Below are 17,502 nucleotides of genomic sequence, written 5' to 3'. Positions count from 1 at the left end.
TTCTAACCCGCACTGTTTAAATCAAAAACCAGAATAACCATTTATGATGAGCAATATTCCACTAACTGTTAAGCGATCTATAGAACTCCTTGGCCTGATGGCCATTGTAACGATTGTAGTAATAGGTCGTGATATTATTATGCCAATGCTGATGGCATTTTTTATCAGTATTATGTTGCTGCCAGTTTATCGCTTTTTAAGAAAAAAGAAAGTTCCGGAGACCTTAGCTATTATTTTACCGATTTTACTGGTGGCTATTTTTGTTTCCTTAATTGTTTGGTTCTTTTCTAACCAAATAGGCATACTGGTAAAGGATTTTCCACAAATCAAAGCGAACGTTACGCAGCATATCAACTCATTAAGTGACTGGATCAGCCGGATTACACATTATAACGGCGCAGAGCAAAAGGCTTTCATTCAAGGTAAAAGTGACGATTTAATGAATATGGGAACTTCCCTTGCAGGTGGTGCTGCTGTTACTTTAAGCGGCGTATTTGTTTTTATAGGTCTATTACCGATTTATATTTACTTAATGCTGTTCTATAAAGATATTCTTCTGCGATTCATTTTCATGTGGTTTAAAACCGATCATCACCCAAAAGTGAAAGAAGCGATTTATGAAACAGAATCCATTATTAAAAGTTATTTGATCGGTTTGCTCATCCAGATTACTTACATGACGATTTTATTGGGTGGAATATTAATGTTGGTAGGAATTAAACATGCTTTGCTGATTGGCGTTATTTTCGCGATTTTAAACCTCATTCCTTATGTAGGCGCACTGATTGGAAACGTAATTGGTGTTTTATTAACATTAACTTCTTCTCAGGAATTATGGCCTGTTTTAACGGTGTTGGGTGTGATTGCTTTTGTACAATTCTTAGATAATAATATCCTGATGCCGAGAATTGTCGGTTCGAAAGTCAAGATTAATGCTTTGTTTGCCATATTGGGCGTATTTATTGGCGGAAGCATTGCTGGTGTATCCGGTATGTTTCTCGCTTTACCTGTAGTTGCAGTATTAAAAATTATTTTCGACCGTACCGATATGTTTAAACAATGGGGAGTTTTATTGGGCGATGAACGCCCGGCCAGAAGCCCGATGACTTTTCCAATTTTCAGGAAAAAGAAATCCGTACCATTAAAAAGCGGCACGGAAAAGGAAGAGTAAACCGATTTTACTTAATGTGTGTTTTCGATGTTCTATATTGATGATCAATTATTTAATTGCTAAATCATATAAAACTCCCGTCATTGCGAGGCACGAAGCAATCTTAAAGCGGTTAAAGAAATGTCCCGCAGATTTAAGAAGATTCCGCAGATTTTATCTTTATCTGCGCAATCAGCGGCATCTGCGGGAAAATACCTGAATAATCAACACAAAACAAATAAACAACACTGCTTTCCCGTCATTGCGAGGCACGAAGCAATCTTAAAGCGGTGAAAGAAATGTCCCGCAGATTTAAGAAGATTCCGCAGACTTTATCTTTATCTGCGTGATCAGCGGCATCTGCGGCATCTGCGGCATCTGCGGGAAAATACCTGAATAATCAACACAAAACAAATAAACAACACTGCTCTCCCGTCATTGCGAGGCACGAAGCAATCTTAAAGCGGTGAAAGAAATGTCCCGCAGATTTAAGAAGATTCCGCAGATTTTATTTTTATCTGCGTGATCAGCGGCATCTGCGGGAAATACCTGAATAATCCCCAGGCGATGGAACACAAAACTAATAAACAACACTGCTCTCTCGTCATTGCGAGGCACGAAGCAATCTTAAAGCGGTTAAAGAAATAATATCCCGCAGATTTAAGAAAATTACGCAGATTTTATTTTTATCTGCGTGATCAGCGGCATCTGCGGGAAAATACCTGAATAATCCCCAGGCGATGGAACACAAAACTAATAAACAACACTGCTTTCCCGTCATTGCGAGGCACGAAGCAATCTTAAAGCGGTTAAAGAAATGTCCCGCAGATTTAAGAAGATTCCGCAGATTTTATTTTTATCTGCGTGATCAGCGGCATCTGCGGGAAATACCTGAATAATCCCCGGGCGATGGAACACAAAACTAATAAACAACACTGCTTTCCCGTCATTGCGAGGCACGAAGCAATCTTAAAGCGGTTAAAGATATAATTGTCCCGCAGATTTAAGAAAATTACGCAGACTTTATCTTTATCTGCGTGATCAGCGGCATCTGCGGGAAAATACCTGAAAATTATTTTTTGTTTTCTCCTTAACTTAATGACATTGGGCGAGAACCACGCAAGTGCTCATCGAAGACAATCCTAATGCGAAAGCCAAACAACTAATCCAATATTTTAAAACTTTTAATTCTTTTTCATTGTTATTAAAATAAAAAAGAAAAGATGGGACTATTAAAAACAGCAATATTGGGCGCTGCAGTTTATGCAGGCTTCAAATATATCACCAAGAAAGATCCAACTACAGGAAAGTCGATCGTTGATGACCTTAAAGAAAAAGCCCCTGAATGGGTAGACAAAGCAAAGGATTATAAGCGTGAGTTTACACAAAGGGCTGAATACGCAAAAGATGATCTGGGAATTTAGTTATTAGTCATTAGGACGGAATGCAAAAAGCATCGTTGGTTGAATCCAAACGATGCTTTTTTATTAGTTTACCCCTTTATGTTTACACTCAAAACAAACTAAAACAATATCGCAAACCTACATTCTCTCAGGAGAAATAATTCCTAAAATCAACATTCCGGCATTGATTATATCAGCAGTTTTCTTGCAAAGGTTCAAGCGGAATTGCTTGGTTTCTCCCTCTTCCGTTTTAACAATTGGCGGCACTTCATGGTAAAATTTATTGAACAATTTCGCCAGTTCATATAAATAGTTAGCCAAACTTGCCGGACTGTAAGCCTTTGCTGCAATCGCTATCTCGGTTGGGTATTTCGCCAATAGAAGAATCATATCCAATTCTACCGGTAATAATTCTCCTGACTTCGGACTTCCGATTTCAAACTTATATTCAGCTTTACTTAACAACGATTTAATTCTGGCGTGTGTATATTGTATAAACGGCCCCGTGTTTCCTTGAAAATCAATGCTTTCTGCCGGATTAAATAATAAACGTTTCTTAGGTTCAACCTTTAAAAGGAAATATTTCAAAGCACCTAAGCCAATGTTTTTATATAATTCTTCTTTATCTTCTTCAGCAAAATCATTGGTTTTACCCAATTCTTCAGTTTTTTCACGGGCAGTAGAAACCATGCTTTCTATTAATTCGTCAGCATCAACAACAGTTCCCTCTCTACTTTTCATTTTACCGTTTGGCAAATCAACCATACCGTATGATAAATGGTATAAACCTTTTGCCCAGCTTTTGCCCAGCTTTTCCAGGATTAAAAACAATACCTTAAAATGATAGTCCTGCTCATTCCCCACCACATAAATTGATTCATCCATCTGGAAATCATCGTGTTTCATTTCAGCAGTCCCCAAATCCTGCGTAATATAAACTGAAGTGCCATCTGCACGTAAAACCAGTTTTTGATCTAAACCATCAGCAGTTAAATCGATCCAGACTGAACCATCTTCTTTCTTAAAGAAAACGCCTTTGGCCAAACCTTCATCAACTGTATCTTTTCCAAGCAAATAGGTATTACTTTCGTAGTAGAATTTATCAAAATCAACACCTAGGTTTTTATAGGTTACGTTAAAACCTGCATAAACCCATTCATTCATCGTTTTCCAAAGTGAAACCACTTCTTCATCACCAGCTTCCCATTGTTGCAACATGGTTTGAGCCGCTTTGATCAATGGTGCATTTTTCTTCGCTTCTTCTTCAGTTTGCCCCTCCGATTTTAGCGCATCAATTTCCTTTTTGTATTCCTTATCGAAAATCACATAGTATTTTCCAACCAAATGATCACCCTTTAAACCCGAACTTTCAGGGGTTTCTCCATTTCCCCACTTTTGCCAGGCCAGCATCGACTTGCAAATATGAATGCCACGATCATTAACCAAATTTACCTTAATCACATCGTAACCATAAGCTTTAAGCAATTCGGAAACTGAATAACCCAATAAATTATTACGAACATGCCCCAGGTGAAGTGGCTTATTGGTATTTGGCGAAGAATATTCTACCATAACCTTTTTGCCGTTTGATGGATAAATGCCAAAGTCAGGTGCTAAAATTTCATTATTAAATTGATTCAGAAAATAACTTTCAGCAATACTTAAATTCAAAAAGCCTTTAACAACATTAAATCTGGTTACATTTTCAACATGTGCCACCAAATATTCGCCAATCTCACTGGCAGTTTGTTCCGGTGATTTTTTAGAAATCTTGGTAATCGGGAAAACAACAATCGTTACTTGACCTTCAAATTCTTTACGGGTTTCTTGTATATTGATCACACTTTCAGCCACTTCTTCCTTATAAAGTTCAAGAATGGCCTTCTGCGTTTCGGAAATAATAAAATTCATGGCGTAAAAATAATGAAAAAGTCCGAAAGTCGGAGGTCCGAAAGTTGGAGGTTTAATGCCAGATTCAAATGTAAAGTTTATTTGTAGTCAGTTATTTTAATTGCACTTTATATCTTCAGACCGCTGACTTCGGACATCGGACTTTTTCGGACTTCCGAAAAATCTAATAGATTTGCAATAACTAAGTTATTTATGAGCGAGCAAAATCCAAATTTCAAAGTGAGCGTAAATACCGAAATTGGTAGATTACGTAAATTATTAATTCATAGCCCCGATAGCGGATTAGGAAAAGTTGTACCCTCAAAAGCGCAAGACTGGCTTTTCGAAGACATTGTACACTTAGATACCATCCGTAAAGGTGAATATGATTACTACGTTAAACTTTTAATGTATTTCTTAGATCCTGAGAAAATCAAAGGAAAACTCGCCCAAATAGATTCAGAAGAAGGAAATAGAAACTTCTACAAACCAAACCATCCAGATTTCCATAATTCAACTGCTGTAATAGAAATTCAAAATCTATTGAGCGAAATGCTTGAAAATGAATCGATCAGGAAAAAATTAGTGGCTGCTGTTTGTGCGATTGAAGGTTGTACGTATAAGGTACAACTGGAATTGATCAATACAGATCCGAAAGAACTGGCCGAGATTTTTATTTCGGGAACCTTGGCCAACGATATCATGATTTTTGCACCGATCCCGAATTTAATTTTTACCAGAGATGTGGGCATAACCATCAATAACCACATTTTATTGAATAAACCAGCAAAAAAAGCCCGTGTTCGCGAAACGCTTTTAATGCGTTATATTTTCTTTAATCATCCTTTATTTGCCAATTATAGAGATAATGTACTGGAAATTCCTGATGTGACGATGCATTTTTTACGCCCTGGCGATGAACCTGCATTTAGCACTACTTTAGAGGGCGGCGATGTCATGATGGTAAGTCCGAACCATGTGTTAATCGGTTGTAGCGAACGTACATCAGAACATGGTGCAAACGAAGCTATAAAATTGCTGTTTGACAACAATGTGGTAGAAAAGGTAACAGTGGTAAAAATTCCAAGCAAACGCGATTATATGCACTTAGACACGGTTTTTACGCAAGTTAAACGCAATACCTGGGTAATTTTGAATTCCATCGCCCATACGCCGAAATACAATCCTTACGAACCGATTAACTTTTTAAAGGAACCGGAAAAGCTGGAAGCAACAACAGCTATTCAGTTTACAAAAGCGAACCCGAGCGAACCAAAACATTTCGAACACGTTGAGGCTTTATTAAATGATATTAGCCAGAATGATTTGAAAAGCGACGAACCGACAAAAATCATTTATAGCGGAAACAATACTTTTCCTTATGATTCAAGGGAGCAATGGACAGATTCCTGCAATTTGCTGGCAATAAAAGAAGGTGTTGTTTTAGGTTATGACAGAAACGATAAAACTGTTGAGGCTTTTAAAAATGCAGGTTTTAATGTAGTGGATGTTAAAGACCTGATTCAGGATTTAGAAAGTGGAAAAGCTAACGCCGACACCATAACTGACACTTTAATTTTAATGCCGTCAGCAGAATTATCTCGTGCCCGTGGAGGTTTCCATTGCATGAGTTTACCTATTTTAAGAGACGATTTGGTTCATTAGCCATTGTTTATTTGTTCATTGGTTATGTCGCTTAACCTTTGAGCTATTAAGTGAGCAAACGAATGACCCAATTAGTGATGAACTGTTTTACCAATGAACTACTGAACTATTGAACCAATGAACCAAACAACCAATCACATCTTAATGATTCGCCCTGTTGATTTTAAGTTTAACGAGCAAACGGCAGGAAACAATAAATTTCAAGTGGCATCAACTGAAAGTGATGTACAAACCCAGGCTTTAAAAGAGTTTGATGGTTTTGTAGCACTTTTGAGGCAAAATGATGTGGACGTTACTGTTGTTGATGATACTTTACAACCTGAAACACCTGATTCTATTTTCCCAAATAACTGGGTTTCTTTTCATGAAGATGGCTCAGTTTACCTTTACCCCATGTTTTCTGAAAACCGCAGGTTAGAGCGCAGAAAAGAAATATTAGATGGATTGAAAAGTAAATTTGAAATCAATCACGTTAGCGATATAAGCTTTTACGAAATGCAACATGCCTTTTTAGAAGGAACTGGCAGCATGGTTTTAGATCGAACCAATAAGATAGCTTATGCCTGTTTAAGCGTTCGCACTGATGAAGAAGTGTTGAATAATTTCTGTATGCTCACGGGTTATAAGGCAGTTGCTTTCCAGGCAGCAGATCATTCAAATTTTCCAATCTATCACACCAACGTGATGATGTGCATTGGAGATCGCTTTGCCGTGATTTGTTTGGATTCTATTCGCGATCAGCAAGAAAGATTAGCAGTAACCATCAGTTTGAGCAGTACAGGAAAAGAAATCATCGAAATTACTTTAGATCAGATGAATCACTTTGCGGGCAATATGCTTCAGGTTTCAAATAAAAGTGATGAGCGTTTACTGATCATGTCTGAACAGGCCTATTTATCATTAAGGCAGGATCAAATCACTACATTAGAACAATATTGCAGAATTGTTTATGCCCCGCTCTACACCATAGAAAAGAACGGTGGCGGCAGTGCAAGGTGCATGCTTGCGGAAATCCATCTGCCAGAAAAGTAATCAAAAAAAGCCCCATTGTATTCCCTTCCCTGGTTTGTGGCTTACCAACCGTAACAACCTTTTTCTATGGTTGATAAGCTGCCCATCACGGTTATTGTAACTACCTCCCCCAATCCAAATTAATTTAGTAGTTTCGCGAAAAATTTAGAATCAATATGTCTCTAGTACAACAACTACAAACGCGTTCAGGTAATAAATGCGAACTATGTAAAGCAGAAAGCGCTTTAAGCATATATGAAGTCCCGCCAACCAGTAATGCGAGTAGTGATAATAGTATTTAGTTTGCAAAACTTGTTTAGATCAGATTGAAAAAACTGAACAACTTGATACCAACCACTGGAAAATATTGACTGAAACCATGTGGTCTGAATTTCCTGCAGTACAAGTTGTTGCCTGGAGAATGTTGAGTAGATTAAGAAACGAAGGCTGGGCATCAGATAGTTTGGATATCCTCTATCTTGAAGATAAAACTTTAGAGTGGGCTAAAAAAACCGGCGATCATGAGCAAGATGGAACAGTGGAATTCCACCAGGATGTTAATGGCACACGTTTATACGAAGGTGATACCGTTGTTTTAGTTAAAACGCTGGATGTTAAAGGCTCAACACTAAGTGCAAAACTGGGTACTGTAGTGAAAAACATCCGATTAGTACATGATAATACCGGGCAGATTGAAGGTAAAGTTGAAGGACAAACCGTTGTAATTTTAACCAAATACCTGAGGAAGGGGTAATAAATACTGTCATTGCTGAGGCACGAAGCCACCTAAATAGTTAATTATAAGATGGCTTCGTGCCTCAGCAATAACTAAAAATGTGCTACCACACCGGCGGTGCATAAAAATTCTGTAGATTTTCACAATCAAATCCGAATTTAGTAAGCAAAGAAACCGCATCTCCAATTTTATCAACGCTGGAATCTATTCGCAAAATCTTATCACAGTCTGATAAATCTACGCTCCAGCTGGCGCCTGAAAGCAAGTTATTTAAATGGCTTGCAATTCGGTTTAATTCTACTCCCGATTGAATATTGGTTTTGAAGATTGAAATCATAATAAATACTATTTATTGCTATGCAATTTTTAATAAATTTTGTGAAGGTTTCTTATGAAGACGAATGAGCTTCAGAATTACTTTAAAAAAAATAAAAATAATACGCTCGCATATTAAAAATTCAGCTTAGCCTATATAATTTACAGTTCATTGTAGCGTTACAGCAAAAATCTACGTTTCTTAAAAGAACCAATCATCAAAACATGAAATCGAAATTCATCTCAGTTAAAACATTTATTCTCCCAGTTTTTATTATTGCCTTAACTATTTTTTTAAACGCTTGTAAAAAAGACCAGTTAAAAGTTGATCAGGAAAAGGTTTTTCTGGAGGCAGATTTCAAATTCGACTCCTCATTTCCATATAACGGTGGCTGGCAGGTTACCCTAAAACCTAATGGCAAGGCTGACATTCTCCCGGGAGGAGACATTGTTTGGGGTGGAACTTATAAAATAAGTGGTAAAAACTTAACCATAAAATCAGATAACAAAACCTTTAAATTTGAAATTCTATCTGAAACTGAAATTAAGGAAAAAGAATATGGCGTTCTGCTCCGATTAAAATAGATTTTTAAATGTGCATCAGTTAGTTTGTTTCAATCCCATCGGTTAGTGTGTTTCATCTACCGAAATTAAATATTGCGGATTGTTACAATAAGAAAAAATTTGTTCCCGCAGATTAAGAAGATTCACGCAAAAGATATACCTCTAAATCTGCGAGATTAAGCGAAATCTGCGGGAAAATAATCAGATGAAAAGTTTTTACTCTTATCGGTTGGTGTCCCACCCACCGAAATATTGACATTTATTCTATCGGTTGGTGTCCCACCCACCGAAATGTTAGCATTACATCAATAATAACTTTAAATTTAATAACCCCAAATACTGTTCGTTGGTGCGAACACCAACTAATAAGAAAAATTTGTCCCGCAGATTAAGAAGATTCACGCAGAAGATATACCTCCAAATCTGCGAGATTGAGCGAAATCTGCGGGAAAATAATCAGATGAAAAGTTTTTACTCTTATCGGTTGGTGTCCCACCCACCGAAATATTGACATTACTTCAATAATAACTTTATAATTTAATAACCCCCAAATTCTGTTGTTTGGGTGCGGACACTAACCAATAAAAAAATTTGTCCCGCAGATTAAGAAGATTCATGCAGAAGATATACCTCCAAATCTGCGAGATTAAGCGAAATCTGCGGGAAAATAATCAGCTGAAAATTCCTTAAAAAAAAGATAAATTAAACACATTCACTTAATTGGTGTTAAGAAATGTAACGCGGAAATAATCTGTGTAAAACTAAAGCGTTTCCCTACAGTAAAAATATTTTCAATACCGATTAATTCTCGATTTAAAATTACATTTTTGCAAAAATTATTTAATAAGTAAATGCAGAGTTACTCAGAATTTCTCGATCTAAGCGTTGGCTTTCCACAAGAAGGCTTTGATGTATTGGATGATGAATTATATTTTCAGGATTTAAACCTGATGGAAATGATCGAAACTTACGGTACTCCCCTACGTTTCACTTACTTGCCTATGGTAAGTAAGAAAATTCAACAAGCGAAGATTCTTTTCCAGACTGCCATTTTGAAGAACAATTATCGTGGCGATTACAAATATTGCTACTGTACAAAAAGTTCACATTTCCGCCACATTGTAGAAGAGGCATTGAAGAACAATATCCACTTGGAAACTTCTTCGGCTTTTGACATGCCAATGGTTGATGCTTTGGAGAAAAAAGGTCATTTAACCAAGGATACAACTATTATTTGTAACGGCTTTAAAACTTACCAATACAAGCAATATATCATTGATATGTTGCATGATGGCTATAAAAACATCATTCCTGTACTGGATAACAAAGAGGAATTTAACCTTTTTGATGATGAAGTTGATATTGATACACCTTGTAATTTAGGTATCCGCATTGCAGCAGAGGAACAGCCAGATTCGCAGTTCTATACCTCGCGTTTGGGTGTTCGCATGGAAGATGTAATTGATTTTTACAACAATAAAATCGTTCATAATCCAAATTTCCGCGTAAAATTATTGCATTTTTTCATTAACTCTGGTATTACCGATTCTCCATACTACTGGAATGAACTGGAGAAATATGTAACGTTATACTGCAAATTCAAAAAGATCAATCCTGATTTAGATACTTTGGATATTGGTGGTGGCATGCCGTTTAAAGATTCACTGGTTTTTGATTTCGATTACGAATATATGGTAAACGAAATTGTAAAACGGATTAAAGAAATTTGTGCTATTCATGATGTAATGGAACCGGATATCATTACCGAATTTGGAAAATATACGGTTGCTGAAGCATCTGGAATTCTGTATAAAGTTTTAGGCCGGAAACAACAAAACGACCGTGAGCGCTGGTTAATGTTAGATGGTTCTTTCATTACTAATTTACCTGATGTTTGGGCTTTAAACCAAAAATACATCTTATTGCCCATTAACAATTGGGATGCCGAATACGAGCGTGTAAATTTGGGCGGCATAACCTGCGACGGCCAGGATTATTATAACCAGGAAGCGCACATGAACAGTGTTTTCATGCCTAAAACGCGTAAAGTACAATATTTAGGTTTTTTCCATACGGGAGCTTACCAGGAAGTGTTAAGTGGTTATGGTGGCATCCACCATTGTTTATTGCCGAGTCCGAAACATGTTTTAATTCGTAGAAACCGTGATGAAAGTTTCAATTTCGAGGTTTTTGGAGAAGAACAGAATAGTAAGCAGGTATTAAAAATTCTGGGTTATTAGGTTTAACCGCAAAGAACACAAAGTTTTTCGCAAAGAGCGCAGAGTATTACTTGGCTTTTTTTACGCTCGTCATTGCGAGGCACGAAGCAATCTCTGATATAAAAAGATTGCTTCGTGCCTCGCAATGACGTGATGGTGCAAAATATTTTCTTTGTGTTTCTTTGCTAACTTTGCGGTTAATAATTACTTTTCAAAAAATAAAACATCTTATGAAATTCGGCCAAGTAGAAGACCCATCCATTATAAATTTCACACTTCCTACTGATGCTCCGGAAACGGCAGCAATTTTAAAAGCAAATAAACCAAAACAAGCTTTTAAGGCTTACGTAGGTTGTGCCAAGTGGAACAAGGCGGATTTGAAAGGTTTTTATCCGAAAGGAACCAAAGATGAATTAAGTTATTATTCAACACAATTTAATTCCATTGAGCTTAATGCCACTTTTTACGGCATGCCATCAAGCGAGCAAGTCATTACCTGGACGCAAAAAACACCCGCCGATTTTAAGTTCTTCCCTAAACTGACCAATACGATCAGTCACTTTAAAAGATTGATCAATGTAAAAGAACCCGTAGAGCAATATTGCGATGCCATTAGCCATTTTGAAGATAAATTAGGTATGGCTTTTCTGCAATTACATGATAATTTTAAACCTAAGGATTTTGAGCGGCTTAAAATCATGATCAAAGATTTTCCAAAGGTAATTCCGCTGGGTGTTGAGGTAAGAAACGAAGAATGGTTTTCAAACCCGGCAATCGCGAATGAATTCGCAAAATTGTTTGAAGAAAATGGCATTTCAAATATTATTGTTGATACTGCCGGAAGAAGGGATATGCTGCATATGCGATTGACCACACCTACCGCATTTGTAAGATTTGTTGGTGCCAATGAGGATGAAATAGATAAAAAGCGCTTAGATGAGTGGATTGAAAGAATCATAGTGTGGAAAAACCTCGGACTTGAAAACCTATATTTCTTCGTACATCAAAACGTTGAGCTTTCCTCTCCATTGTTCTCAGCTTATTTTATTGAAAAACTAAATAAAGCTGTTGGAACAAATTTAAAAATTCCTGTTATGGGAAATGGCAACACTTTGCCAACGCTGTTTTAACCAGGCTCGTCTGGATTTTGCAATCCAGACGAGCATACATTATCGAGCATACATTATTAAACTCGTTTGTAAATCGTTTCTGTTGCTTTAGCTTCCGCTCCATCAGGCGAAATATTATAAGCCGAAAATACGATTTCTTCATTACTGATAATTTCAAGTTCAGTTCTCCAACCCCAGGGCTGATCTCCATATTCAGGACTACCATATGAACCAGTGATTGCAAAACCATTCGCTGTAGATTCTCCACTTGAAAGCATAATCTGCGTACCCATGTGAAAACTATCAATCCAGCTTGCAGTAAATTTTTGATAAGGAATATCAAAACCAATAATGATTTTGCCTTCAAAAGGCTTACCATCCAAACTCCCCTGATAATCGTAAGAGATAAAACGACCGTCCAGAATAGAAGAAATTACTGCCTCAGATGGAGATTCATCAGCCAGGACATCCTTCTCAAACCAGGTTTTCGTGGTTCCTTTCCAACTCCCTGTTAGATTTTTAATCCTCTGATGAGCACCATCTTCCAGCGATTGCTCAAAATTACTTTTTGCCATAAATCAAACTTATAAAATATAATCTGGTTTAAAAACTGAAGATTGCTAACTGGAAATTAATTTGCTATCTTGTTTGATGCTAAAAATGCTAGATCTAAGTCAGGTAATCGTACTGGATATCGAAACCGTCCCCCAATACCCTTCATTTGATGATGTTCCACCCCACCTGCAACATCTTTGGGAACAAAAAACGCATTTCCAGCGCAAACCAGATCAAAGCGCAGAAGAATTTTATGAAAAAGCCGGAATACTGGCTGAGTTTGGCAAAATCATCTGTATTAGCCTTGGTATTTTCAGTTATCAAAATAAAACTTATTCCCTACGCCTTAAATCATTTGCAGGCCACGATGAGAAGGAAATTCTACAACAATTTTCAGATTTAATAAAAAAACAAAGTCCAACGCTCATGTTTTGTGCACATAATGGCAAAGAGTTCGATTTTCCTTATTTGTGCAGAAGATTGTTGGTTAACGGCCTGGAAATCCCTTCGCAACTTGATTTATCCGGTAAAAAACCGTGGGAAGTCAATCATATAGATACCATGGAAATGTGGAAATTTGGGGATTACAAACATTATACATCTTTAAATTTACTTGCATCAATCCTTAATATTCCTACACCAAAAGATGATATTGACGGCAGTCAGGTCAGGCAGGTTTACTATGAAGAACAAAATCTGGAAAGAATCATTACTTATTGTCAAAAAGATGTGATAACCACTGCTCAGGTATTATTAAAATTTAAAGGAATGAATATAATTTCAGCAGAAAACATTACCATTGTATCCTGATGCTTAACGTTGAAAATTTAAATATCGATTTCTACAATCAGGAGGAAAAAACCTGGTTTAAAGCTGTAAAAAAAATCAGTTTTAATGTAAAAAAAGGAACTGTTTTAGGAATAGTCGGTGAATCAGGTTCCGGTAAATCTGTAACCTCATTTTCCATTATGCGTTTGCACGATGAACGATCTGCAAAAATTACCGGTAATATCGATTTTGAAGATATCAGTCTGTTAAATTTAAGCTCAGGCGAAATTAGAAATTTCAGAGGAAACCAAATCTCCATGATTTTTCAGGAACCGATGACATCCTTAAACCCCGTTTTTACCTGTGGCGAACAGGTTGCCGAAGCTATAATCCTCCATCAAAAAGTGAGCAAAGCAGAGGCAAAAAGGCAAACCATCAACTTGTTCAACGAAGTACAGCTTCCACGACCTGAAAAAATATTTGACAGTTATCCACATCAAATTTCTGGCGGACAAAAACAAAGAGTAATGATTGCAATGGCTTTGAGCTGTAATCCAAAGCTTTTAATCGCCGACGAACCCACAACAGCGTTAGATGTAACGGTTCAAAAAACCATTTTGCAACTCCTTTTAAAACTAAAAGAAGAACGCAACATGGCAATGATTTTCATTTCTCATGATTTAGGCGTGGTCAATGAAATTGCTGATGAGGTTGCGGTAATGTACAAAGGCGAAATTGTAGAGCAGGGAGCTGCAAAATCAATCTTTGAAAATCCTCAGCATCCATACACTAAAGGATTATTGGCTTGTCGCCCATCGCCAAGCCTGCAACTTAAAAAATTACCGGTTGTTGCCGATTTTCTCACAGGAAAAATTGATGATGCAAGCGCACATTTACAAGCATCAAATCAATTAACCGAAACAGAAATCACATCGCGTAGAGAAATGCTTTATGCTCAAAAACCGTTACTGCAAATCAATGATCTTTGCACCTGGTATCCCATTAACAATGGTTTATTTGGCAAAACAACTGACTATGTAAAAGCGGTCGACCAAATTAATTTCAAGGTATTTCCAGGAGAAACTTTAGGTTTGGTAGGCGAATCTGGTTGTGGTAAAACCACTTTGGGCCGAACCATTTTAAGGTTAATTCAACCTACATCAGGCAACATTATTTTTAATGGAAAAGACATTACACACATCAACAGAAATGAGTTAAGAAAGCTACGAAAAGATATCCAAATCATTTTTCAAGATCCTTACGCCTCATTAAATCCGAAGTTAAGCATCGGTCAATCTGTTTTAGAACCTTTGCAAGTTCATGGTCTTTTTAAAAATGATACTGAAAGAAAGCAAAAAGTTTTAGAATTATTAAACAAGGTTGGCTTAAAAAAGGAACATTTTAATCGCTATCCACACGAATTTAGTGGCGGCCAAAGGCAGCGTGTTGTTATTGCCAGGGCTTTAGCACTGGAGCCCAAATTCATTATTTGTGATGAATCTGTTTCTGCCCTGGATGTTTCCGTTCAGGCACAGGTTTTAAATTTAATTAAAGACCTTCAGCGCGAGTTCGGGTTGACTTATATCTTTATTTCCCATGATTTAGCAGTGGTAAAACACATTTCTGATCGGATTTTAGTGATGAATAAAGGAAAAATTGAAGAAGAAGGATTTCCAGAGCAAATTTTTTATTCTCCGAAAGCAGCCTACACTAAAAAGTTAATCGATGCTATTCCAGGAAGTTAACAACCTGAGTTCGATAATTATTTATTGCCTTTAATGCCCCGGTCTGCAACCAACGGGCGGGGTGTCTTAACAATACCATCATCCCGGATAAATATAGCTTGTCGAACTCAGGTTAATAGGCTTCTCAGTACTGCCACGCTCCGATCAACCTCGTGTCAGACATGACACTTTTTACACATTAAAAACAAGCTGTTTTCCATCTTTTCTGTATCTTCGGTAAATTCAGTTTTAGCGTATGGCAAAGAAGAAATCGGCAAATATAAAATTGGTTCTGAATCAATTGGTTAGTGATGTTTTTGAAAAAAACAACAATCAACTTTTAAATTACAAGCAAGTTTCAGCTAAGTTAAATCTGAATGATCAGGAATCAAGAGAAACCATTCTTGAGATATTGAAAGAAGGAAAAGGCACCGGGATTTTTCTGGAACCCGAAAAAGGCAAATTCAAACTCAAAGAACTTCAAAACTTTATTATCGGTACGGTAGATATGACTGCTGATGGTTCAGCTTATATTGTTCCGGAAGATGAATTTGAAAAAGACATATTTGTTGCCCCACGAAAACTGAGAAATGCCTTACATGGCGACACCGTAAAAGCTTATGTTTTTGCAAAGAAAAGTGGCCGGAAAAATGAAGGAGAGGTTGTCGAAATTATCAAAAGAGCTAAATCAGATTTTACAGGAGTAATCAAAATATCTGATCGTTTTGCATTTGTTATTGCCGATGACAAGAAAATGATGCATGATATTTTCGTTCCACTCACTGATATCCATGGCGCAAAAAATGGTCAACGTGTATTAGTCACTTTGTCTGACTGGCCAGAAAGTGCAAAAAACCCAATCGGTATTGTAAAACACGTACTTGGAAATCAAGGCGAGAACAATACTGAAATGAATGCAATTTTAGCGCAATATGGTTTCCCTCTTGAATTTCCTGCACAGGTTGAAAAAGAGGCAAATGCCATTCCTGAAGAAATTCCCACCGAAGAAATTGCTAAACGCAGAGATTTTAGAAACGTACTTACTTTTACCATTGATCCGGCTGATGCCAAGGATTTTGATGATGCCATTTCTTATCAAAAATTACCCAACGGAAACCATGAAATTGGTGTCCACATAGCTGATGTATCACATTATGTAATCCAGGGAACTGAATTAGATAAGGAAGCTTACAGTCGTGCCACTTCAGTTTATTTGGTGGATCGGGTAATTCCGATGTTACCAGAGCGATTAAGTAATGGTGTTTGTTCTCTTCGTCCGCACGAAGATAAATTGTGTTTTGCTGCAGTTTTTGAGCTGGATGAACAGGCAAATATTCAAAATGAGTGGTACGGAAGAACTGTTATTCATTCTGACAGAAGATTTAGCTACGAAGAAGCGCAGGAAGTGATAGAGAACAAAGCTGGAGATCACGCTTCCGAAATCTTAAAATTAAACGAACTTGCTTATATTCTACGCGATCGCAAGTTTAAAAATGGTGCTATCAGTTTCGAAAGCACAGAGGTTAAATTTAAACTGGATGAATCTGGCAAACCAATTGGCGTTTACGTAAAGGAACGTAAAGATGCGCACAAGCTCATTGAAGATTATATGCTCTTGGCTAACCGTAAAGTAGCTGAATTCATCGCAAAGAAAACAAAAGGAAAAGATAAATTAACTTTTGTTTATCGTGTTCACGATTCTCCAAACATGGAGACTTTAAACACTTTTGCCACATTTGCTTCGCGTTTTGGTTATAAAATCAATACTAAATCTGATAAGGAGATTGCAAAATCTTTAAATCATTTAATGGCAGATGTTGAAGGCAAAAAAGAACAGAATATTTTAACTTCATTGGCTATTCGCTCTATGGCCAAGGCAATTTATTCAACCAAGAAAACGAGCCACTATGGTTTGGCTTTCGAGTACTACACGCATTTTACCTCGCCCATTCGCCGTTATCCTGATGTAATGGCACATCGGTTGTTACAAACCTATTTAACGGGCGGTAAATCGGCTGATATGGAATTTTATGAAGTGGCTTGTGTACATTCATCGGCAATGGAAAAACGTGCTGCCGATGCTGAAAGAGCGTCAATTAAATATAAACAAGCTGAGTATTTGGAAGATAATATTGGCACCGAATATAAAGGCATTATTTCTGGCGTTACCGAATGGGGAATGTATGTGGAAATTGAAGAAAACAAATGTGAAGGAATGATTCGTTTGCGTGATATTTCTGATGATTTTTATGTGCTGGATGAAAAAAATTACTGCATTGTAGGCCAAAGAAAAAAGAAAAAATATCAACTCGGTGATGAAGTGATGATCCGTGTAAAAAAAGTCGATCTTTCTAAACGTCAGATTGATTTTACACTTATTCCTGATTAAAAAT

General features: G+C 37.0%; 14 protein-coding genes. 11 read left to right on the top strand and 3 right to left on the bottom strand.

The window, feature by feature from the left end; all coding sequences use genetic code 11:
• Window positions 1-46 precede the first annotated feature (46 nt).
• Window positions 47-1,171 (top strand): AI-2E family transporter, encoded by a 1,125-nt coding sequence (locus tag DU508_RS15270; protein ID WP_115403673.1) that lies wholly within the window; start codon window positions 47-49, stop codon window positions 1,169-1,171.
• 1,202 nt (window positions 1,172-2,373) lie between these two features.
• Window positions 2,374-2,574, top strand: a complete 201-nt coding sequence (locus DU508_RS15260) for a YtxH domain-containing protein (RefSeq protein WP_115403671.1) — start codon at window positions 2,374-2,376, stop codon at window positions 2,572-2,574.
• 117 nt (window positions 2,575-2,691) lie between these two features.
• On the opposite strand, the gene argS is transcribed toward DU508_RS15260, so the two are convergent.
• Window positions 2,692-4,464 carry an arginine--tRNA ligase gene (gene argS / locus DU508_RS15255; RefSeq protein WP_115403670.1) on the bottom strand — a complete coding sequence of 591 codons (1,773 nt, stop codon included), beginning with the start codon at window positions 4,462-4,464 and terminating at the stop codon, window positions 2,692-2,694.
• A 192-nt stretch (window positions 4,465-4,656) separates the two neighbouring features.
• Here argS and DU508_RS15250 point away from each other — a divergent pair, with 192 nt between their 5' ends.
• The 3 genes from DU508_RS15250 to DU508_RS24120 all read left to right on the top strand — a co-directional run bounded on the left by DU508_RS15250 (window position 4,657) and on the right by DU508_RS24120 (window position 7,873).
• A complete protein-coding gene (locus DU508_RS15250; RefSeq protein ID WP_115403669.1) occupies window positions 4,657-6,108 on the top strand; it encodes an arginine deiminase family protein in 1,452 nt (483 codons plus the stop codon).
• A gap of 117 nt (window positions 6,109-6,225) precedes the next feature.
• Window positions 6,226-7,140, top strand: a complete 915-nt coding sequence (ctlX, locus tag DU508_RS15245; RefSeq protein WP_115403668.1) for a citrulline utilization hydrolase CtlX — start codon at window positions 6,226-6,228, stop codon at window positions 7,138-7,140.
• Window positions 7,141-7,498: 358 nt separating this feature from the next.
• The gene (locus tag DU508_RS24120) at window positions 7,499-7,873 is read left to right on the top strand and encodes an alkylphosphonate utilization protein (RefSeq protein WP_233509642.1); all 375 of its coding nucleotides are present in this window, start codon (window positions 7,499-7,501) and stop codon (window positions 7,871-7,873) included.
• A gap of 85 nt (window positions 7,874-7,958) precedes the next feature.
• Here the strand turns inward: DU508_RS24120 and DU508_RS15235 are convergent, their stop codons facing one another.
• Window positions 7,959-8,192 carry a hypothetical protein gene (locus tag DU508_RS15235; protein WP_115403667.1) on the bottom strand — a complete coding sequence of 78 codons (234 nt, stop codon included), beginning with the start codon at window positions 8,190-8,192 and terminating at the stop codon, window positions 7,959-7,961.
• 203 nt (window positions 8,193-8,395) lie between these two features.
• Here DU508_RS15235 and DU508_RS15230 point away from each other — a divergent pair, with 203 nt between their 5' ends.
• The 3 genes from DU508_RS15230 to DU508_RS15220 all read left to right on the top strand — a co-directional run bounded on the left by DU508_RS15230 (window position 8,396) and on the right by DU508_RS15220 (window position 12,083).
• The gene (locus DU508_RS15230) at window positions 8,396-8,755 is read left to right on the top strand and encodes a hypothetical protein (protein ID WP_115403666.1); all 360 of its coding nucleotides are present in this window, start codon (window positions 8,396-8,398) and stop codon (window positions 8,753-8,755) included.
• Window positions 8,756-9,585: 830 nt separating this feature from the next.
• Window positions 9,586-10,974, top strand: coding sequence for an arginine decarboxylase (locus tag DU508_RS15225; RefSeq protein WP_115403665.1), 1,389 nt, complete (start codon window positions 9,586-9,588; stop codon window positions 10,972-10,974).
• Between the two features lie 209 nt (window positions 10,975-11,183).
• A complete protein-coding gene (locus DU508_RS15220; RefSeq protein ID WP_115403664.1) occupies window positions 11,184-12,083 on the top strand; it encodes a DUF72 domain-containing protein in 900 nt (299 codons plus the stop codon).
• A 56-nt stretch (window positions 12,084-12,139) separates the two neighbouring features.
• On the opposite strand, the gene DU508_RS15215 is transcribed toward DU508_RS15220, so the two are convergent.
• A complete protein-coding gene (locus tag DU508_RS15215) occupies window positions 12,140-12,637 on the bottom strand; it encodes a DUF1579 domain-containing protein (RefSeq protein ID WP_115403663.1) in 498 nt (165 codons plus the stop codon).
• 85 nt (window positions 12,638-12,722) lie between these two features.
• On the opposite strand from DU508_RS15215, the gene DU508_RS15210 reads away from it, so the two are divergent.
• From DU508_RS15210 to rnr, 3 genes are all read left to right on the top strand, one after another.
• A complete protein-coding gene (locus DU508_RS15210) occupies window positions 12,723-13,427 on the top strand; it encodes a 3'-5' exonuclease (RefSeq protein ID WP_233509624.1) in 705 nt (234 codons plus the stop codon).
• Window positions 13,427-15,130, top strand: a complete 1,704-nt coding sequence (locus tag DU508_RS15205) for an ABC transporter ATP-binding protein (protein WP_115403661.1) — start codon at window positions 13,427-13,429, stop codon at window positions 15,128-15,130. The genes DU508_RS15210 and DU508_RS15205 overlap by 1 nt, the downstream gene beginning before the upstream one ends.
• Window positions 15,131-15,365: 235 nt before the next feature.
• Window positions 15,366-17,498: a ribonuclease R gene (rnr, locus tag DU508_RS15200; protein ID WP_115403660.1), complete on the top strand. Its 2,133-nt coding sequence runs from the start codon at window positions 15,366-15,368 to the stop codon at window positions 17,496-17,498.
• Window positions 17,499-17,502 lie beyond the last annotated feature (4 nt).

It is taken from the genome of Pedobacter chinensis (genome assembly GCF_003339865.1).
GTDB lineage: Bacteria > Bacteroidota > Bacteroidia > Sphingobacteriales > Sphingobacteriaceae > Pedobacter > Pedobacter chinensis.
Note: the sequence above shows the minus strand (reverse complement) of the source record. Positions and strands in the feature narration are given on the sequence as shown.